Consider the following 20,747-nt stretch of genomic DNA (forward strand, 5'->3'; position numbering starts at 1 on the left):
GCCCGGTCGCCCGGAACCGGCCGTCGCTGTCTGCACAGCGTTTGGCCCCTTCAATTGTTCGATGTCGATGTGTGGGCGTGGCGCGACAGCCAGGTGTGCAGCAAGGCGAAATTCAGGGAGAACTCCGGCATTTGCAGCAAGGCGCCGCAGAACACTTCACCGATGATTTTCTGGATCAGTTGCACCGCTCGCGGGTTATTGAGCAAGGTGGCGATGTCGCGGCTGAGGGCGTTGAAACTCCAGACCTTCTGATTCAGGTCCAGGCCGACAAACCAGCGAAACAGCAGGTTGTAATTGAGCTGCTCGTACAACTGCTGCTCGCTGGGCACCGAATACAGCAGTTGCAGCAACAAAATCTGCAACACCGTCTGCGGCGCGATCAGCATGCCCGGCTCGGCGTTCAGGCTTTGCAGCAGGTCACGGTGCTCGGCCAGCAAGTCATCGATCTGCGGGCGCAGCAGCACCAGCGAATGCCCCGGCGGGATGTAGCTGGACACCTCCTTCAAGGCGCCCTGCCAGTCATCCTGGGACACAATCCAGACCCACGGCGCGCCGTAGCGATACACCGACACCGGCTTCTTGCGCGCGGCCTCGACAATCTTCGACAGCCGCTGATCCAGCTCCTGCATGCCCACTTTCGAGTAACGTTCCATAGTCCCCATCGCCTCACTCCTGGCATCCCGCCTCGCCCCGAAAAAAGCCCTCTGGGCCCCCTCAAGCGCGTTACATAGCCAAGACCTGTGCGACCCGGTGCTACCGAACTTTTGTCATAAAAGCTTCATTCACAAAAAAGCGCCGCCCAACCGCCCACGGCAAAAGCCCGGGCAGGCGCTGAAAAAAATCAAGAAAAAGAGCAAGAGAGCCTGTAGCCGCCGCAGGCTCAGGCCGCGTTCAGATGCTGGCCAGAATAGGCGCGAGAGATACAGGCGGGGGAAGTGTGGGGTTCTTATGGCCCGCATCCATAGGCAAGCCGAGCCTGGCACCCGCGGCTAGCGGACCGAGGTGCCAAGCCCCCACCCGGATTAACCAGAAGGCTCACCCGCAAGGGTTTCAACAGACAGATCGTCCAGCAACAGGATCTCAATCCGCTCCTTGCCCCGGCCGGTATTCTTGCGCTTGAGTTTCACCTGGCCAATCTCGCGGGTTGAACGGGGGTGGGTGCCGCCACAGGCCATCCGGGCAAACCCCTCCACCTGCCAATACCTGCGCTGGGCCTGGACATCGCTGAAGTCGGTGACGATGGGCAGGTCACGGGCGATCAGCTCGTTCGCCGCCTGTTCGATCTCGGGGAACCAGCCGGCAAGGCTGACGTCGCTGGCGAAATCGATACGGGCCTTGTCCTGGGCGATATGCGCGCCGATCCGCTCAATGCCCGGGCGCAGTTGATAGACCAGTTGCAGGACCATTTCCGCGGCGAAGTGCAGGCGCATCAACCGATAGCGCCTGGCCCAGTCAATGCGCCATGCGACCGGATCCCCGACCTTGAGCGAATGGTCGTGCGCCAAGGTGTAGACGATCTCCAGGCCGAGCTTTTCGGCCTTGATCACCGGGTAACCGGCCAATGAGCCGTGATCGCTTTCCTGGCCGCCGGAGAAGGCGAAAAATATCGTCGCCTCGACCTGCACCTGCTCGCCGTTCACTTGGGTGACGACGGTGTCCAGCATCGTCCGGTAAGGCTCGTCCCAGAATATTTTGCGCGTCATGTTCCTGATCTTCCTTTTTTGAACATGAACAGACAGTAGTTAATCCGGACCGGGATGGCTTGTACGATCTTGCTCTATGCGCGCCCTGCTCCTGGCGCCTTGCCCGCGAGGTCAGGCCTGGGCAAACAGCGCCTGGATATCCCGCAACAGCCGGAAGTGATCGCTGACCGCGAACAGGCCGACCGAGGGTTGCAAATGATCGGTGCCGGGCGCCGCGACGCCGCTGGCGATGATCTGGAACTGATTCGCGCGGTCAGGCAGATCCCGCAGGCCGTAGGCCGCATGGCGCGAGATACGCTGCTGGCCATCGTTGTAACGCTGGCCCTTGACCCGGCACTGCAGGAGGTCCGCCGGGGCGGGGCGCTGGCGCGAGGCAAAATCATAAATCTCGACAATGGGCGCTTCGTGATTGCCGAGGATCTCCAGGACGTAAATCCCGTAGAACCACTCGCCGATCTGCACCGACGCGGCATCACCGGCCCTCCAGAACGTCTGGTCCTTGCTCCTTGCCGGGCGCCGGCTCAGCGCGGTCGGCGGCGAAACGAGCAAGGCCTTGACCGCCTCGCGCTGGCGATAAAAAGCGTCGCTCAGCACCACCTGGTCGTTGAGCCGGTCGACCGCCCGCAACGCACCGTGGGTCAAGCCGTCGTCCTTGAACCCATGACGGTGCAGCACCACCGCCAGGGCCAGGCATATCAGGTCCTTGTAATGATCGGTGGCAACCTCCCCGGAGGCGTTCAACACACAATTCCAACGCAACAACAGCGGCCCGATCACCCGCGCCGCGAGCGCCTCATGGGGGTCTTTTTCCGGGCCCAGCATCTCCCAGGCGGTAAGTCGCGAAACGTCATGCACGATGGGATCGACCAGATCACGGGGAAGATAAGCCAGCAGTTGTTTGTGATTCAAAATCGAGCGCCTGGGTTGTGAGAGGGGTTGCGGATCCTTGCCCAGACGCAGGCGCCGGGTCAAACAACAATTTGCCCGGCTGTAGCCGCTGCCAAGGCACGAGGCTGGGCTGGCCCTCATGGGCGCTGGAAGTACACCTGGAACAATTGCGCTGGATTTTATGATCAGCGCAGCCTCCAGCAGCAGCTACTTCACCGCCGCTAAAATCCGCTCCAGCTCCGGCCGCGTGTATTTCTCCCAGGGGCACACCTCCCGAGGATCGCCGCGGTGGCAATATTCCCCGGCATCAAACGCCTGATAGATGGAAAACGCCGGCTCAGGCATTTGCGCGTCCAGGGACAGGTCGACAATCGCGCCAATCAACCCGTTCATGACCTCATCGCAGAACTCGAAATCCCGACTGTTGGAGGTAAACCTTCGGGCCACGGCCAGCGCGACCTGGTTCAACAGGTCGCGCCGATCGACCTGCAGGCGCTGAGCAATAGGGTTCAGGTCGAGGCCGGAGCCTTCTTCGATGGCGGCGCGCATCACGTCATCAAGGTCGGCGTCGCTCAAAGTAATAATCATCGATGCAAGGATCCGCCATGCAAAAGGCCGGAGTATGCAACGTCGATGCAGGATCCGCCCAGCCCGGAGGTGTGCCACACCAGACGTCACTTTCCACCCCTCCTCCCAGCCTTTATCCTGCCGCTCCTTGTTCGCTGGCTTTTGGGGTTTTCATGTACGTCGATGTTCCGCGCCGCCTGGTGTTTTTTGACAAGAGCGACACCGCCAAGGTCCCGTGCCTGACCCAATACCATCCGGACACGGGGGCGCTGACCCAACCGCTGGGTGCCCAGCCGGATGACATGGTGTGGGATGTGGCGCGCGATGGTCGGCGCATGGCCCTGCAAGGGGCTGACTGGCAGGTGGTGCGGGGCGCCAGTCGCTCTCGCCTGAGTTTTCTGGAGGACGGTGCGGCGCTGCATGAGACCCAACAGTTCCTGTCGTTCTGGTGCCGGTTCGACCCCAGTGGCCGCTACGCGCTGACCAGCACTTTCAATGGCAAAAAACGCCCGGTGGTGATCGACCTCGACAACGGAACTTGCAGTGAGCCTATCGCCCGAGATGTGGACGCGCGCTACGGCTGCATCGACCCCTTGCAAGGCAGGCTGTGGGTGCCCGACGAGCGTACGCGCAACAGCCTGCTGGCGGTGGACTGCGCCAGTGGCGAAATCGACAAGCTGACGCTGGCGCTGGAGGCCAAGAGCAAGAGCCTGCGGTTTTCCCGGGACGGCCAGTCCCTGTTTGTCACGACCGACAGCAATCGGCTGCTCTGCTGCGACCGCACGGGCGCCACGCTGTGGTCCCGGGACCTGGGGGAATACGGCCAGTTGGGCTCGGGGACGATCCTGTTCAACGAATCCGGCAGCCATTTATGCGTGCCGATCTCGTCAACGCCACACTCGCGCTGGGGCGAAGACATCATCATCGCGGCCGACAGCGGCCGGATCGAAAACACCGTCGTGCGCCAGAAAGGCCCACCCGCCCGGCTCGCCGCCGACTGGTTTGGCGATCATCTGTTGACCCATCTGGCCGAGGTCGTGGATTTTTTCACCGGGGAAGTGGTCGAGCAGTTGGAGCTGTCGACTGTGCGGCCTGCATAAGAGCCAGCCGCTGTGGCTACTGGGGGTAGCCGCGACCCACCCCCATCGGCCGCGGCTACCCCTGCGCCTCACGCACCAGCTGATCAAACTCCCCGGTCAATTTCTCGAAGCGTTTGCGGTCGCAATCAGGACACAGAAACGGCATTCGCCGTCCGCTGAACAACGAGGTCGGCGCAGCGCATTTCTTGCAGGGAACGCGGGTCTCGTTACAGGCCGTCAGCGGCTCCGCCAATTGTGAATTCAGCCGGCCGGCAACAAAGGCCACCTGAGCCCGCTCGAACTGGTTCGACAGCTTGAGCCGGCGCAGGCCGGTGCAGCGTGCCAGCACGCGGATATCATCGTCATCGATCCTGGCATTGACCAACGACAGCTCGCTGAGCCCGGGCAACCCCACAAGGGGTTCAAGGGAGACCAGGCGCATCGGGTTGCCAGACGCCCCCTGGCTGCCCGACAGGTGCAATCGGGTCAGCTGCTGCAAGGCCTCGATGCCTGCCAGTTCATGCAGCCGGGGAACGTCAACAATCGACAGGCTCTGCAAGCGGGTCAATTGCCACAGCGGCGTCATGTCGTCGATTTTCGTCGCCCACTCCAGCTCCAGCTCGCGGGTGTCGACCAGCCGCTCAAGCCCTTGCAGGGAGGCCAGGGTCAGGTGGTAGAGCCGCAGCTTTTGCGCGCGGCAGTGCGCCAGCACCTGGGGCCAGACCTTGGGCCCGATATTGCGCAGGTCGAGCTCGGCACTTTGCGCCAGCGAGGTCTCTGGAAATGGCCTGTCGAGTAACACGATCATCGGCGACGCCTCTGCCTGAAAAAGAGTCCGCCCTTGAGCGCGGCGGCGCAGTATAGCCCCGGCAACGCGTTGCGCGCGGCAGACTCAGAGGTATCAGTGACCAGGTCAGGCCTGCTGCGCAGGCCAGCGGGAGCAAGCTCCCTCGCCACAAAAAAAAGCACAGTGCGACGCCCATACACCTGGCTCCTCTCCCTGTGGCGAGGGAGCTTGCTCCCGCTCGGCTGCGCAGCGGCCGCAAAGGGCGGTACGCGCCTTATGTAGCTCTCCTATGTAGCTCCCTTACATAGCCCCTTGTTAAGATCCGCCGTCCCCCATCTGGCGCCGCCACCATGACCCACCCCCGCCCGGCCCTGATCACCACCCCCATCAGCCTGGAACTGATGCGCGGTGCAGTGGAGCTGGAAGCCGGCGAACAGGGCCTGTTGCCCCACCGCCTGCCCGCCTGGGCCCGGGCGCAATGCGCGGACCCGCAGTTCGCCCGGGCCGAAGCCCAACCCTGCGGGGTGCGCCTGGTGCTGCAAACCGAGGCCACCGAGATCGAGCTGGATGTAGTGCCGATCCGCTACCTGTATAGCGGCGCACCGCCCCGGCCGCTGGGGGTCTATGACCTGTGGGTGGATGGACAGTTGCTGCACCAGTGCAGCGCCCAGGGCGGTGACCAGGTACGCATCGACCTGGCAACGGGTGCGCAGACGTGCACCTCGGGGCCGGTCGCCACCCTGAGTTTTGCCGGCCTGCCGGCGCGGGACAAGACCGTGGAAATCTGGCTGCCCTATAACGAAACCAGTTGGCTCCAGGCCCTGCGCAGCAACGCCCCGCTGGCGGTGCCCGAGGCCACCGGGCGCCCGGTCTGGCTGCACCACGGCAGCTCCATCAGCAACGGTTCCAATGCCGCCAGCCCGACCTCGATCTGGCCGGCGCTGGCGGCCCGCCTTGGCCAGGTGGAGCTGTACAACCTCGGCCTGGCCGGCAACGCCCTGCTCGACCCCTTCACCGCGCGCAGCATGGGCGGCATCGCCGCCGACCTGATCAGCGTCAAGCTCGGGATCAATCTGGTGAACGCCGACCTGATGCGCCTGCGAGCCTTTATCCCGGCGGTGCACGGCTTTCTCGACACCCTGCGTGACGGGCACCCGCACACCCCGCTGCTGCTGATTTCACCGCTCTACTGCCCGATTCATGAACACACCCCCGGCCCCGGCGCTTTTGATAGCCAGGCCCTGGCAGCGGGCAAGGTGCTGTTTCGTGCGTCGGGTGACCCCGCAGAAGCCCAGGCCGGCAAGTTGACCCTGATCCGCATCCGCCAGGAGCTGCAGCGCATCGTCGAGCAACGCCGGGCCGACGACCCGAACCTGCATTATCTCGACGGCCTGCAGCTGTACGGCGCCGAGGATTTTGCCGATTTGCCGCTGCCTGATCAGTTGCACCCGGACGATGCCGCGCACCAGCGGATCGGCCAGCGCTTCGCCAGGATCGCGTTCGACACAGGCGGCCCGCTGGCGCTCGAAAAAACCGCAACCGGAACCACACCGTGAATACCTACCTGCCCCTGTTCTGGGCCACCGACCTGGGCATCGACTACGGCGCACCGACCCTGTACCTGCGCGACCTGCTGCCGGCCGTGGGGCAAAACACCCTGGCAGCCTTCGATTGGCAGGCCCACCTGACGCCCGGTGAAACCCTGCAACTGATCTGGTGCCCGCCGGTCTCCGACCTCAACGGCTGGAGCGAACAACCTTCGGAAATCGCCCTGAGTCACCTGTTGCGGGCCAGGGTTATCCGCGCGCTGCCCGGCGCGGCAAACGCCCACGGCATGCTGCATGGCAAGTACCGCTATGAATTCGAGGTGCTTGCCTGCGAGGCACTGTTGCCTGTCCTGCGTGCACTGCCGCCCGTCCCGGACGCCTGGCACCTGCCCCAGGTAGGCACCGCGCGCGGCACCCGGTTGAGTTGGGATGAGGTGCGCGTGTGCGGCCGCGCCGAGGTTGCGGGGTTGATCTACCTGACCGCCAGCGCACCCCATGAAACCTATATGGAGATGCTCCTGGAAGACGATGGCGAGCAACTGACCGGGCTGTTTTCACTGCATATGGACCCGGGCTCCAGCACCTGCGACCTGGGCCGCAAGCGCCTGGCGGGCGATGAGCTGCGAGCCATCCGCCATGCGCTGGACATTGCCCGGCCCCTGAAGGATACCCAGGCCGCTTATATAGCCGAGGGCCCATTGCCTGAGTAAGCCGCTGTTTTAAAAACTATTTTTTTCAACTTTCACTTCCCATACGCGATAAATATTGATAAATTTCCGCGCGTTCTTGCACAGGGGCCTCCACGGCCTGCAGTGACAGCAAGCAACGTCGCAACAGCTACAGGGGCGTCGCCAAGCGGTAAGGCAGCAGGTTTTGATCCTGCCATGCGTTGGTTCAAATCCAGCCGCCCCTGCCATTTTCTTCAAGGGTTATCCACCCGTTATCCCGCAGCCGATACTCGGCTTGTGCCGCGTACATGCCGGCCGCACCGAACGACCTCCTCCGTCAGCCACCTCGCCTCGCCTGCCCCGGCCAATCCGCGCCTGTGCGCTGGAAATTGGCTCGAAAAAATCCGATAGTGGCGCCCCACGACACCACCCTATGGAGCTTTCTGATGTCGAATTCCCAACCCGCCACGGCGACCTTCGGCCCTATCCCTGGTGACCTGCTGGCCACGATGCACGGCTTGCGCGCCCAGCTCGGCGAGCGGATTGCCCAGCAGTTCCCAGGCGCCTCCCTGAGCGGCACCGGCGCCGATTTCGCCCTGTTGCAGCAGATGGTCGCCAGCCAGACCCTGGAGGATTCCGACGTCCAGGCCTGGGAGGCCATGGGCATCGCGCTGGGCGACGCATTGCTGGTGGAAGTCCCCGGCCTGGCCTGGGCCCTGGTCAGCGATGAGTACGGCGTCGATCCGGTCCTGCGCTACCGGCAGACCACCCTGCAGATCGGCGTGACTGGCCTGCTGCTGAAACGCGTCAGGCAGGGCGAGCCCATCGACGTTGAACATATCGCCCACTGGCTCAAGGAGTTCATTGAAACCCAGAGCCATGAATACCAGTGAGCAGCCACCCGCGCTGATCAGCTCGAACTGCGGTTGCGTACGCGGCGCGGCATAGGTCGTGGCGCGGCGACCGGCAAAAAAAGGGGCGATCAGCGATCGCCCCCGAACGTACTACGAGAACAACCCTATAACGTCAGCTGCCCACGTTCCTCATCGGTCAGGCGCGCCCGTGCCTGGTCGCTCAAGGGCCCTGCGCCCAGCACTTGCACCGGGCTGTCGGGGTTGTAGCCCGGGGCGCGGCTGGCGTCTTCGCGACCGCGTTGCAGCGGTTCGGAGCCAAAGCCCAGGACCTCGACGGTAACGATCGACGCCCGCCCCTGTTTCGCCGCCGCCTGCTGGTTGCGCGCAGCGTCTTCAGCAGCCTGGGAAGCCGCAGCGCCCGCCGAACTGGCCGAGCTCATGGCCCCGGTATTGACCGCCGCCGACACCGGCACCCCGGACGACTTGCCCTGGGTCTGGATGTTGGCCGCATTGACCACCCGCAGCGCGGCGATGTTGATATTGCCCGACACGCGGATCCCCGCCTCGCCGGCATCGATAGTGCCCAGGGGCGCGATCAGGTCGATGTCGCCGGCCGCGACTTCCGGGATCGGGTTGAGGGTGGCGATCCCGGCCCCGGTGCTCGGCACCGACGGCGACAGGCCGACGTTGCCCCAGGTGTCGTACACCCGCTTGGGCGGCGTATAGACCACGGTGGTCTTGGAACCGCGCCCGGCGTTGATGTCGCCGGCCGCCGACCAGCCCATGATCGAGCCGCCAAAGGTGGTCATGATCCGGCTCTGGCCGAGCAGGATGCTGCCCAGGGAATACAGCTGGATATCCCCCGTGCCCTGGGTGATGACCCCGGCCGACGCCGGTGGCGCCGCGCCTTCGATGCCGAAGGTCTGGTTGCCGCCGGGGGTCAGCATCTGGATCGAGCCACCAAAATCGGTGTGCACCCCGGCGCCGCCGAACAGGGTGATATCGCCCTGGTAGCGGATGGGGTTGCCGGCCACATCGGTCTGCGGGAACAACGCCGCAATCGCCGTGCGCCCCCGGGCATAGCTGCCCTGGCGCAGGCCGCCTTCCTGGGTGTACTCGCGCCCGCCGGCCTTGAGTTCGGCGAAATATACCTCGCGGGCAAACACCCGCTGCTGCTCCGCCGGCAGCGCCGCGTAATAGGCCCGGGCCTGGGTGCTGTCGCCGACAAAACCGAAGCGCCCGGCCAGCCAGGCCTGCAACTCGCCCTCATAGGTCTTGGCCACCTTGCCGGCGCCCAGGCTTTCCCCGGGCTGGGCCAGGTTGGCCGGGTCGAGGTAGGCCTGCACGAAGCGCTGGTAGTCCGGGCCGTTGGGACCGACGCCGGCCTGCATCACGATGCTCGACCCGGGGCGGCTGTCGCCGGGTGCCACGCCGCCGAGGCTGATGACGCTGACCTTGTCCTCCATCAGGATAGTGCGCCCCGCCGTCAGCTCCAGGGTGCCGGGGCCGGCGACCCTGAAGTTGCTGTAGAGGATGTCGCGCCCGGCACTGGCGATGGAGATATCGGTCGGGTCGTTATGGATAAACAGGTTGCCCACCAGGGTATAGGCACCGAAGTTGAAGTCGCCGCCAGTGCTGCCGTTCATGGGCGTGCCGCTGCTGACGATATCGCGCCCGGCCAGCATCCGTACCGGCCCACCGCCCTCGTAGAAGGTTTGCCCGAAGCGCGAGTCGGTGGTGGAGGTCATGGTGATCGCCCGGCCGCTGCTGACCCCCATCAAGTCGCCATTGATGGCATAGAAGCGTGCCGGTTCGGCGGCGCTGCCCCACTCGGTGGAAGCACTGTTGGGGCCGAAGGCGAACAACGGAAAGGTCCCGCCACGGGCCCGGTTGCCGTCACTGGGCAGATTGCCGCGGCCGACGATGGGCGCGCCCGTGAGGTTGTCTGTGGTCACGATATAGGCCGGGTGCTGCGGGGTGGCCAGGACCCGCGCCGCGGCGCTGGAGCGGCTCACCGTCAGGTCCCCGCCGTAGATCGAGTCGCCGGCCAGCAACTGCAGTTGGCCATTGAGCGACGGCGCCAGTACCAGGGCCGCCGGGACGTTGTTCGCGCCTGCCGAAAACTGCCTGGAGTGCCCGTAATACAGGCTGCCGCTGGCAGCGACCGCCCTCAGGGTGGCCGGGTACACCGTCGCCATATCGGTGGGGCTGCCGTCGTTCATGGGCGTGAGGTTGCCCCCGGCGGAAAACAGATCGACCGCGGTGCGCTCGGTCCACAGGGTGAACCAGCTCTGGCCGACGCCCCAGGTGCCAGCGGGGCTCTGATAACTCCAGCCATTGACCAGGGTCGCCCGACCCGGGTCGGCCACGGTCTGCAGCACCAGGTCGCCACGGGTCGACAGGTTGAACGTGGCGTCCCCCGGCACCAGGGTCAGACCGCCCGAGGCGGCCGCCAGGGTCGCGCGCTGGAAGTCGAAGGCGCGGATTTCGCTGGAGCTCTGGTCCACCGCCCGGGCGCCGTAATGCAGCTCCAGGCTGCCCAGGGCGCTGCCGCTCACTTGCACATGGCCACGCAGGTCCACCAGCGCGCCGTTGAACGCACCGGCCCCGTATTGGCGATAAGGGTTCAGGGCACCGCCCACCCGCAGGTTCAGGTCGCCGCCACCGGTCACTTGCCGACTGCCATCGGCCGCCAGGCGCCCGGTGCTGCCGACGGCCAGGATCAGGCCCTGGCTGCGGCGGTTGGCGTAGCCGGCGAAATCCGCCGCCGCCAGCGGTGCGAGCACCCCGGCATCGCCACCGACCTCTACCTCCAGGTTGCCACCGCCCAGGGTGCCGAAGCCGGTAAAACCGACCATCTGGTCGGCACCGGACACGCTGTTGGCGGTGTAGGTCCCGAAGTTGATCCACCAGGCCGTGTCCCGCGCCTGGCCGGCACCGGCGTCGTTGCCCTGGCGCCAGAGCCAGTTGCCGACATTGCTCGAGTCATGGCCCATGTCCGACCCCACCGGGCGACCGTTGGGGCTCTGGCTCGGGAGGTCGACGATATTGCCGCTCAGGTCGCCGCCGGCCTTGATCCGCAGGTTGCCGCCGCCTTCCGGGTACCAGGCGCGGTACAGGCTCTGGGTGCCGCCGTCGACCAGGGCTTCATAGCCGCCGGCGAGGTTCTTCAGGACCTTGCCGCCGCTGCCTGAGCGCGCCAGGTTGTAGGGGTCGCTGGCAGAGGTCTGGGTCGAGGAAGTGCCGGCGGTGTAGACGCCGAACAGCGAATCCATGCTCAGGTTGCCAGCCGCCAGCAGCTCCAGGTCGGCGGCACCGGTACGCACCACGCTGGGGCGGGTGCTGCTGGCGACCAGGGTATAGCCACTGCCGACCTGGCAATAACTGGGCGTATCGTCGCAAAGCCCCGGGTATTGCAGTTCGACGAAATCGATCGGCAGCCCCACCATGCTGTCGTCGCCAAAGAAGTCCAGCGAACCCTCTTCGGTCCAGACAAACTCCGGCTGGCCGTACATCCCGTAGTGACTGTCCGCCAGATGCAGATCGCCGGCCCGAGCCTGGGTTTGCAGCAGACGGCTGTCGGCGGCCTGGGTATCGGCACCCGCCACCAGGCGCAGCGACCAGGACTGGGAACCCTCGGCCAGCATCGGCGCGATGGCCCACAGCTTGCCCTGGCGCCCGGCCACCTCGGGCCGCAACTGCACCGACTCGACACCGGCCGGCAGCTTGATGTCGGTGCCGGACGGGATCAGCGCCCCGCGCGGCAGCAGCCGGCTGCCATCGAGGGTGACCACCGCCCGGCTCCCGGCCTGGCCTGGCAGCGGCACGCCCTTGGGCCAGGTCATGGCCCCGACCCGGGTGTTGCCGACCAGCAAGGTGCCGGCGTCCAGCACACTGCCCACGGCCAGGGTCTGGTCGTGGCCGAGCAAGGAGCCGGCGGTGAACAGCACCTTGCCGTCGGCATCGCGCACCGCCGCCGACAGCACCGTACCCGCCGGCAGGAACAGCTCCTGGGCCAGGGTCGCGGCGACCGGCAGGCGGCTGCCGGCCGGCAGCATCAGGCCGCGGATCGGCAGGTCGTAGTTCAGGGTGCTGCCGCCGGGGAACAGCGTGCCGTCGGCCAGGGTCACGCCCGTGCCCGGCACCACGATGTCGCCGCCGGTGAAGTCGAGGCCGGCCCGCAGAATCCAGCCCGTGTCATCGTCGGTGGGCGGTGGCGGCGCAAAGCCGTCGTTGATGCTGCCGTAGATGTTTAGGTCGCCACCGGCGCGCAAGGTCAGGCTGCCCACCTCACCGGAGCCGTGCACCTGGGTCTGCTCGGTGTGCGGGTTGACGCTGGCGTAGCGAAACTGCGACAGGTCGATATCGCCCTGCACCACCAGGTCGCCGTCGGCGGTCTTGCTGACGATCTCCACCCCCGGGCGCAAATGGAAGGCATCGGCGTAGGTGGCATTGTTCAGGCCGGCGAGTTTGTTCTGCATCAGGTCGCTGTTGTTCTTCGCCGCGTTGATAAACAGCACGCTCAGCGCATGTTTCTGCTTCAGGTAATCCTCATCGATCACCTGGTATGGGCGGCCACTGGCGCTGGTATCGGTGCCTTCCCGGGCGTCGTCGTAGCTGATCATGCCGTTGACCGCAATCGAGCGTGCACCCTGGATATCCAGCTGGCCATGGGCGTCGATGGCAATGTCGTCGCTGCTCTGATCGGGCTTGATCAGCCGTGGCGCATTCAGCTCCAGGGTGCCGCGGCTGCGACCGTCGTTGGCGCCGGGGGCCGTGCCGAGCGCAACCTCGGTGCCATGGCGCAGGTCGATACGCACGCCGTCGGCCAGGGTCAACTGGCCCTGGCCGGAGCTGAGCACCACCATGGCGCGGTTGGGCGAGTCGATGATCTTGCCGTAGCTGTCGACCCGCAGCCGGCTGCCATGGGCGTCGAGCACTGCGCTGCCGTCCAGGGTCAGGCCGTTCCTGGCCGCCAGGTTGATGCTGCCGACCCGTTCGCCGCTGGCGTCCACCAGGCCGTTGACCCGCAGGCTGCCGTTGTCCAGGGAGACGCTGATGCTGCCGGCCTTGAGGCCATTGCCGATGGTCAGGTCACCCTGCTTGAGCTGGAAACTGCGGGCACCAAACACCTGGCCTTCGTTCAGCCGCTGGTTGAGCGCGGCGAACTGCTGGTCGAGGCTCGCGCCGGCCCCCAGGTGCTGGGCCTGGATCTCGACGCCGCCCGCCGCGTACGGCATCAGGCTGCCACCGGCATCGTAATAGCCGCTGCTGCCGGCGAGGATCCGTCCTTGCAGGTCGACGCCACCCGCGCCCGGGTCCAGGGCGATGGCTTGCAGCTTGCCGGCCTGGTTGTTCCTGGCCGACAGGTCAATGGTCGAACCCGCCGCCTGCAGCACGTTGCCGGCGCGGCTCTGCAGCAGCACGTCGCCGCCCCAGCCATATTTGGTCAGGTCGTTGAAGGCAATGGCGCGCCCGGCCACATCGATCAGCGCGGCGTCGGTCAGCAGCACATCGCCCCGCGCACCCAGGGTCACCTTGCCGCTGGGCAGCACCACGGCGCTGGCCAGGCGGATGCTGTCGCCCTGCAACGCCAGCTCGGCGCCCTGGCCGTCAGCCGTGCCCGGGGTAACGCCCGTTGCCGCCACATCAATCGCGCCCCCGGCGGTGATGCGATTCACCGAACCGGCGGCACCGGTCAGCAACGGCGTGAGGATATTCAGGTTGCCGCCGCTGTACTGGAAGCCCTTGCCGGTTTCATAGGCACCCTGGCTTTGGTAGACCGCCAGGCTGCCCTTGTGGTTGGCGGTGATGCGCTCGCTGGCACTCAGGTTGACGCTGCCAAAGCCCAGGGCCAGGCGATCGAAGCTCTTGATCGTGCTGGGCTGGGCGAAGGCGCCATAACCGAACTCGATGCGCTCGGCCTGGATATCCAGGCGCCCGCTGCCCGTGCCGGCGCCACCGGCCACCACCGCGCCGGCAGGCGTATCCGTGCCCTGCCAGATCAGGTTGGCGGTGTGAATGCTCGCCACGTCGCTGGCGCTGCCCGAGCCGTAGATGGCCGGGCTCGACAGCAGCAGGTTGCTCAGCAGCGACTTGCCGGTCAGTGGGTCATAGGTGTCCAGGGCCGTGCTGCCGTAGAAGTTGAAGCTGTCCCGGGCCGAGAGTTGCAGGGTCTCCAGGGCCGGCGCGCCGAACTGGGTGTCGCCGCGCAGCAAGCGGTCCAGCAACTGCTGGTTGAGGGTCATGCCGGTCGGCAGGCGGCCACTGGCCGCGGCCGCAGCCAGGGCCTCGGGGCTGCCGACGTTGACGCTGCTCAGGCCCAGGTTGAGGTGCCGAGTGCCGTAGCGCACCTGGTCTCCCAGCTCGAAGGTGTTGTCGGTCAGGGCGACGATACTGCCCTCGGAATACAGCGCGGTCTGCCCGCTGCACGGGGCGTTGGTGCAAGCGCCGACCTGGATGCCGCCGCTGACCTGGCCGCCGGCCTGGGTCTGGCCGATGACGTTGAGCAGGCCGTTGGACACCGCCAGCAGGTTGCTCATCTGGTAGATAAACCCATCCCGGGCGTCGTAGCTGGCCCGGCCGCGGCCGATGCTGTTGATCGACGCGCCTTGTTCGAGGACGATCTGGCCGTTGCCCGCCACCAGAAACACCTCGGGCGCGGCCAGGCTCGCGCCCTGGCGCAAGGTGATCGAGCCCGACATAGCGTTGGTGCCACTCGCCAGGGTGATGTAGTTGCCGCCCTGACCGTACTTGACCAGGGTCAGGCCGCCGAGCATCAGGCGCGCCGCGCCCAATGCGTTCAGGCTCCGGTCATCCAGGGTCACGCCGCCGAAGCCGCTGCTGGCGGCGTTGCCGGCTTTCACCACTTCAATACCGCCAAAACCCGAATTCAGCACCGCCACCGTGCCACCGTAGCCACCGGCAGCCGCCTCGAAGCGGCCAATGCCCTCGAAGGAAAACGCCTCGGCCCCGGCGCCCGCGTACAGGGCCAGCTTCAGGGTCTTGGCATCCACCGGCAACAGCGGCCGCGGCACCCCGAGCTTGGCCGCGTCGGCCAGGGCGAACTGCGCATAACCGGTTTCGTTGTATTGGGAGTAACGACGCAAGGTCTCGGCCGGGGTCAGGATCACCTGGCTGGCCACACTGTTGCCGATCCCGGTATGGGCCACGGACAGGCGCCCGGCGGTTGACCAGGAGCCATTGCGCAGCTGCTGCGCCGTGCCTTCGCTGCCGAGCCCGGCCAGGCCGTTGATCTCGACCCGGAACGCCCCCGGCATCAGGGCGTAGGTCGACGGCATCAAGGTGTAGGTGCCTGCCGCCAGGCCCGGCACTCCGGCGCCGATGCTGATCTGCTGGCCGATCATCGGGTCCACCGCCCCACCTTCCGCCGCCACCGGCGCATAGCCCGGCTGCACTCCGGGCACGATCGCGTAGATCGGGTTGGTGCCCAGGCCCGGCAGGACAAAGCCGCCATTGGCGCCAATCTGCACCAACGGGCTGTAGCGGGCATCGGTGGAACCGCCACGCCCGGAGATAAACCCGGCCCCCAGCAACTCACCGCCGCCGGACAGATCCACCGTGGCCTCGGGCAGCACCTTCACCGACTGGCCGCCGAGGATCACCCCCACGCTCAGGTCGCTGTTCTCATTCACCAGCGCTCCCTGGCCAAGGAAGGTCACATTCTTGCCGTTGTACTTGTAGAGCTGGCCGTCGACCGTGCCGCCATAAGGCAGCACCAGGCCCTTGCCGCTGACCGAGGTCACGCTGCCGGGCAGCAACTCGACCCGGGTCGCCCCCAGGTTGCCGATTTCGATCAGGCCCAGGGGCGCACGCAGCACGCCGCCCTGCTTGATGGTTGCCGCGCCCAATTGCAGGCGGCCGAAGGCCGAATAAGGCACGGCCAGCTCGGCATTGCCGCTGCGGCCGATGGTCAGGGTCCGTGCGGGGTCGAAGTTCAGCAGCAGGCCATTGCCGGCCCCCACGTAACCAGCCAGCACTCGGGCCCCGACTTCGGTGGCCGGGTACAGTTGCGCCGCCCGCAGGGTCATGTCGCCGTGGGTCAGCAACTGGGTGCTGATGCCCTTGGCGATCACATCGGCGCCGGCACCGGCGAGGAAGCGCAGGTCGCCCTGGCTGGTCAGTTGCACATCATCGAAGCCACGGCGCTCGACAACCTGCTGGCTGCCATTGGCCTGGCGCAGGCTGCCCAGGCTGCCGAACACCACACTGCCGCGCACGTCGATCAGGTTGCCACTGGCGCTGAACTGCGCCTGGGTCGGCCGCTGTGACGGCGTTCCGCCGAGCACCGGATGCTCATACTGATCCTTGGCTTCCAGTGGCGCGAGGATCCCGGCCAGCAACAGGTAGGGCGCCGACAACTCGACCCGCGAGTGGGCCGCGGCGTTCTCGCTGAGGTTCAGGGCGCTGCTGTACAGGCGCAGGCTCTGGCCCATATGCAGCGAGACATCGCCATCGAAACTGAGCAGACCGTTGCTCAGCAGCGCCAGATTGTCGAAACCACCGGCGCTGACCTGGTCCACCCCGAGGCGGCCATGGCCGTACTCCAGGCTGGCGGCCGCGTCTTCGGCGGTCGCCGGCAGCGTGCTCGGTTGGTGCACCTGGCCGAGCACCAGTTCCCGGGGCTTGAGCACCCGGTCGGTCAGCGCATTCTTGATGTAGTACGGGCTTTCCAGGGCCAGGGACAGGCTGCCGCCCGCCGCGCCGGCGCCTCCGGCCCGGGCCGCAAAGCTGCCGTCCAGGTACAGGCCGTTGTTGGAGGCGAAGCTGATGCTGCCGCCATTGCTGGCCACCTGCACCCGGCCCTGCCCCGGTATATCCAGGGCCGCCTGGGCGCCGGAAGCCTCCAGCCGCGCGCCTTCTCGCACCACCACGAACAGATCGCTGGCCTTGGCGATGCCGGTGGCCAGGTCGATCTCGCCGCCGATGGCAATCGTGCCGCCATTGCGCACCTGCCCGTAACTGCGGCCACGGTTGTCCACCGCGCTCACCGCCCGGGCCGCGACATCGATCAGCGCCTGATCGCCGACCCAGATCGAACGCCCGTGGCCGGTGGCGTTGGCCGCCTCGCCACTGGCCGTCGTCAGGCCGCCGAGGCTGACGCGGCCACCCCAGGCATTGAGGGTGCCATTGACGGTCAACTGGCCGACGCTGCGCAGGTTGATCGCCTGCCCCGGGTCGACCGTGATCACCGCACCCTGGCCAACGCTCAGGGCGGTGGTCGCCAACTGGGCGGCGGTGGCGTATTGCGTGCCGGCGCTCAGGGTCAGGCTGGCACCACGGCGCTGAGTCAGCACACCTTTGGCCGGGTCCTGCTGGTACAGCTCCGGCAGCCAGCTTTGCAGCACGCTGGCCGGCGCGCTGCCGGTGGGGCGGGTGCTGGCCTCGGTGCCCAGGCGGTACAGCGGCTGGTTGACGTCGACCCGGGCGCCGTCGGCGACGATCAGGCCTTCATTGCCGGTGATGTCGTAGGCGGAAAAGCCCTTGTCGAAGAAGTCCCCGGCCAGTTGCAGGGTGCCGGCCACAGGCGCGGCGCCGATGTCGCCGATCAGCACCTTGTGCGCCTGCAGCGCCAGGGTGCCGCCGCCGTTGACCCCGTAGCCGAGCAGCTCGCTGCCAAGGTCCAGCGAGCCATCGGCCGCCAGGGTCAGATCACCGCCCTTGCCGCCACTGGTCCTGCCGTCGTAACCGATGCTCGCACCGGACGTGACATCCAGCCGGGTGCCGCTGGCCAGGTTCAGGTCGCCGCTGCTGCGTAGCGACAGCTTGCCGCCGTTGATAAAGGCCAGCCCCTCGCTGGCCTGCGGATCAAGGGCGAGGTTGGTCCAGCGTCCAGAGACATCGAGCTTGACCCCGGTCGCCACATCGACCCGGGGCTGGGCAGCGCCAATGGGTGCGAGGATCACGTCACCGAGCACAAAACCACGGTTCACATCCACCTGGTTCAAAACGTTGCCGGCATTGATCCGGCCGCCATGGGCGGTGAGGTCGGCGTTGATCTGGACCTGGGGTCCGAACAGGGTGATATCGCCGCCGTCGGCCACCTTCAGCCCACTGTTGACCTGGATCTGCTGCCGCGCACCGACCTTGATCGCCCCCAGCTGGAAGCCGTTGAGCTGGTCGCTGTCCAGCACCAACTGCCCTTGGCGATCGGCCGGCAAGGCGCTGGTGAGGTCCAGGCCGTCGGCGATCTTCTGCGTGTTGGCCTCGATCAGCACCTGGTCCACGCTCGGGCTCAGGGCGTAGCGCAGGGTGCCGCTGGCCTTGTTGTAGATCGGCGTGTAGTTGCCAATGATCAACTGCGCCCGCTGGGCAGCGGCCTTGTGGGATTGCTGGTAGCCGTCGAGGTTGACGTTGGGCGCCTGGGTCTGGCGCTCGCCCTTGAATACGTCGCTGATCAACTGGCCTTCGAGCACGGCGTTGCGGGTGCCGATCACCAGCTTGCCGGCGTCGCGGCCGATGGTGTAGCCGGCCTCGTAACGCCGTTGCTGGGCGATCAGCGGATTGTAGTAGTAGTCGTTGCGGTTCCAGCGCGTACTGATGTCTTCATACCCCTTGTAGAGCCCGGTGTAGAGAATGTCCCCCGGTGCCCGCGACAGCTCGTACAGCTGGCCATTGGGCCCCTTGAGCCAGCTTTGCTGGATATACCCGCCTTGCACGTCGACGGTGCCGCCGGAGAGGTTCAACTGGGCACCGGACTGGGTCACCACGTCCTTGCCGGTAAAGGTCAGGGTGCCGCCCTGGGCCATCCACTCACCGACTGTATGGCCCTGGGTACCGAGGTAGCCGCCCACCTCCAGCAGGCCGCCGGCGGTGTACCAGCGGTCGGTGGCGTAGCCATTGGTGCCGGCCGGGACGAACACCAGCTCCCGCAGGTCGACCCAGACATCGTTGTTGATCAGTTGGCCGTTATCGCGGTTGCCCGCCGAGTCGCGCTGCTCGTTGCCCTGGACGTTGATCTTGATGGTGTTGGACTCCATCGCCACCTTGACCCCGACGGCGCCGGACACATCGATAGTTGCGCCGTCGCGCACCAGGCTGCGCTGGCCCGCCGTCACCGCCACCTGGCCGCCGGTGGCCAGGGTGATGGAGCCGCTCTGGAAATCCACATGGCCACCGCTGACGATTTCGATCCGGGACTGATCGGTGCGGTCGCTGATGCTGCTGAGGTTATTGAACTGGCCAGTGATCAGGTTGGTCGGGGTGCCGTCGAGGTTGATCAGGCCATTGTTGCGCTGGCTGTCCAGGGCACTGCTGCCACTGCTGTCGAGCAGGATCGCGGTGGTGCTGCCCTGCCCCAGGGTCACGCTGCCCGTGCTGTCGCTGGCCGAATTGAGCAAGTGAATCGTGCCGCGGGTGTCCACCGAGGTGCTGGCCAGGGCCACGCCGTTTTGCTGCACCTGGTGCCCGGTCAGGGTGATATCGCCGGTGGACGCCATGATCAGGCCGGTGTTGGTGACCTTGCCGGCACTGCTGCCGGGGTTGAGGCTGGTCGCCACTTCGTTGCCCCGGGTGGTGGAATGCTGGTTGCCGCTGGTGCCCACGCCACGCCGGATGTAAAAACTGTCACCGGCCGCGAGGGTGGTCTGGCCCTTGGCGGTGATCAGGGTGCCGGCGTTCTCCACTTCCGACCCCAGCAGCAAGGCGTAGCCACCGGCGTCGGTGGACGTCGCCGGGCTGTGGGTCTGGATCAGCGCCCCGCGCTGCACCTCGACCTTGCCGGCGGCATCGGTAAAGGTCGGCAGGGTACCGTTGGTGTCCACGTACAGTCCGTGCTGGGTGAACTGGTCATCGCTGATGCTGGCGGCCGCGGCCACCAGGTTGCGCACGTTGACCTGGCTGCTGCCGCTGAAGATCACCCCGTTGCGGTTCATGATCATCACCGTGCCCGCGCCCTTGATCTGGCCCTGGATCTCGCTGGGCCGGGCATTGGGGTCGTTGACCCGGTTGAGCACGGCCCAGCTCGACTGCTGCTGGAAGTCGACCGTGGTGTTGCGCCCGACGTTGAAGGTCTCCCAGTTGAGGATCGCCTTGTCGGCCGTCTGCTCGATGGTCACCGTGGTCTGGCCGCCGGCCTGGGTCTGCACCGGGCCTTTGGCGTTGGTCCAGCCCTGGGTCAGGCTGTTGTCGACCTTGAGCCCGCCTTCGCCGAGGCCGTCGGGCACCGTGGTCACCCGGCCGAACGCGGCCTGGCGCCCGGCCGCCTGGGCCGCTTGCTGGGCGGCAATGGCCGCGACGCTGGTGTTGAGGTTGCTCAGGGAACGCTGCAACTGCTGGTTGGCCCGGGTCTGCTGGGACAACGGCGGCGGCATGCCCGGCACCTGGCCCCCGGTGCGCGCCGCCGTGGCCGCCTGGGACGCGCCCTTGGCGGCAAACCAACCGGAACTGAACGCCGTGGCGCCATGGGCACTGCCGGCCATCAGCAGCAAGGCGATGGCATGGGCCAGGGGCTTGAGCCGCAGGATCGCCTGGCCATCGTGGCCTTGGGCTTGGGGTTTGACCGGTGGTTTGCAGCGAACCATTACGACTCATCCTTTGTTATGACGCCCACGGGAGCACGACGCTTCAGGCAATAGGCCGTTGGCGCGGGCTGCGACCGAACGCTTGTCATGGAAAATTCATCTTTGAGGCCTC

Annotated in this window: 10 protein-coding genes and 1 tRNA gene; 5 read left to right on the forward strand and 6 right to left on the reverse strand. The window is 66.4% G+C overall.

Annotation, left to right across the window (positions count from 1 at the left end):
* Positions 1 to 50: 50 nt before the first annotated feature.
* The 4 genes from ACOZJV_RS04865 to ACOZJV_RS04880 form a co-directional block, all read right to left on the reverse strand.
* Complete coding sequence (locus tag ACOZJV_RS04865; protein ID WP_078472075.1) at positions 51 to 662, reverse strand: transposase; 612 nt, start codon at positions 660 to 662, stop codon at positions 51 to 53.
* A gap of 360 nt (positions 663 to 1,022) precedes the next feature.
* A complete protein-coding gene (locus ACOZJV_RS04870; protein WP_421546972.1) occupies positions 1,023 to 1,703 on the reverse strand; it encodes an alanyl-tRNA editing protein in 681 nt (226 codons plus the stop codon).
* Between the two features lie 111 nt (positions 1,704 to 1,814).
* Positions 1,815 to 2,612 (reverse strand): hypothetical protein, encoded by a 798-nt coding sequence (locus tag ACOZJV_RS04875; RefSeq protein WP_421546973.1) that lies wholly within the window; start codon positions 2,610 to 2,612, stop codon positions 1,815 to 1,817.
* Positions 2,613 to 2,798: 186 nt separating this feature from the next.
* The gene (locus ACOZJV_RS04880; RefSeq protein WP_238596173.1) at positions 2,799 to 3,167 is read right to left on the reverse strand and encodes a hypothetical protein; all 369 of its coding nucleotides are present in this window, start codon (positions 3,165 to 3,167) and stop codon (positions 2,799 to 2,801) included.
* Between the two features lie 164 nt (positions 3,168 to 3,331).
* Between ACOZJV_RS04880 and ACOZJV_RS04885 the strand changes: the two genes are divergently transcribed.
* The gene (locus ACOZJV_RS04885) at positions 3,332 to 4,258 is read left to right on the forward strand and encodes a YncE family protein (protein ID WP_421546974.1); all 927 of its coding nucleotides are present in this window, start codon (positions 3,332 to 3,334) and stop codon (positions 4,256 to 4,258) included.
* 55 nt (positions 4,259 to 4,313) lie between these two features.
* Here ACOZJV_RS04885 and ACOZJV_RS04890 read toward each other — a convergent pair whose 3' ends face one another.
* A complete protein-coding gene (locus ACOZJV_RS04890; protein WP_421546975.1) occupies positions 4,314 to 5,045 on the reverse strand; it encodes a leucine-rich repeat domain-containing protein in 732 nt (243 codons plus the stop codon).
* A 329-nt stretch (positions 5,046 to 5,374) separates the two neighbouring features.
* Here ACOZJV_RS04890 and ACOZJV_RS04895 point away from each other — a divergent pair, with 329 nt between their 5' ends.
* From ACOZJV_RS04895 to ACOZJV_RS04910, 4 genes are all read left to right on the forward strand, one after another.
* Positions 5,375 to 6,580, forward strand: a complete 1,206-nt coding sequence (locus ACOZJV_RS04895; protein WP_421546976.1) for an SGNH/GDSL hydrolase family protein — start codon at positions 5,375 to 5,377, stop codon at positions 6,578 to 6,580.
* Entirely contained in the window at positions 6,577 to 7,281 is a 705-nt protein-coding gene (locus ACOZJV_RS04900) for a hypothetical protein (RefSeq protein WP_421546977.1), read from the forward strand. Before ACOZJV_RS04895 ends, ACOZJV_RS04900 begins: the two co-directional genes overlap by 4 nt.
* 131 nt (positions 7,282 to 7,412) lie before the next feature.
* A tRNA-Gln gene (locus tag ACOZJV_RS04905) sits at positions 7,413 to 7,487 on the forward strand.
* Positions 7,488 to 7,685: 198 nt separating this feature from the next.
* Complete coding sequence (locus ACOZJV_RS04910; RefSeq protein ID WP_421546978.1) at positions 7,686 to 8,132, forward strand: DUF3806 domain-containing protein; 447 nt, start codon at positions 7,686 to 7,688, stop codon at positions 8,130 to 8,132.
* A gap of 125 nt (positions 8,133 to 8,257) precedes the next feature.
* Here the strand turns inward: ACOZJV_RS04910 and ACOZJV_RS04915 are convergent, their stop codons facing one another.
* On the reverse strand, positions 8,258 to 20,635 hold the full coding sequence (locus ACOZJV_RS04915; protein WP_421546979.1) for a filamentous haemagglutinin family protein: 12,378 nt from the start codon (positions 20,633 to 20,635) through the stop codon (positions 8,258 to 8,260).
* Positions 20,636 to 20,747 lie beyond the last annotated feature (112 nt).

This window comes from Pseudomonas sp. QD4, assembly GCF_049199125.1.
In the GTDB taxonomy this organism is placed as follows: Bacteria; Pseudomonadota; Gammaproteobacteria; order Pseudomonadales; family Pseudomonadaceae; genus Aquipseudomonas.

Bases quoted from the DNA above. Each gene is read 5' to 3' on its own strand.
- ACOZJV_RS04865 (WP_078472075.1), bottom strand. From the start codon at position 662: ATGGGGACTATGGAACGTTACTCGAAAGTGGGCATGCAGGAGCTGGAT.
- ACOZJV_RS04870 (WP_421546972.1), bottom strand. From the start codon at position 1,703: ATGACGCGCAAAATATTCTGGGACGAGCCTTACCGGACGATGCTGGAC.
- ACOZJV_RS04885 (WP_421546974.1), top strand. From the start codon at position 3,332: ATGTACGTCGATGTTCCGCGCCGCCTGGTGTTTTTTGACAAGAGCGAC.
- ACOZJV_RS04890 (WP_421546975.1), bottom strand. From the start codon at position 5,045: ATGATCGTGTTACTCGACAGGCCATTTCCAGAGACCTCGCTGGCGCAA.
- ACOZJV_RS04895 (WP_421546976.1), top strand. From the start codon at position 5,375: ATGACCCACCCCCGCCCGGCCCTGATCACCACCCCCATCAGCCTGGAA.
- ACOZJV_RS04910 (WP_421546978.1), top strand. From the start codon at position 7,686: ATGTCGAATTCCCAACCCGCCACGGCGACCTTCGGCCCTATCCCTGGT.
- ACOZJV_RS04915 (WP_421546979.1), bottom strand. From the start codon at position 20,635: ATGGTTCGCTGCAAACCACCGGTCAAACCCCAAGCCCAAGGCCACGAT.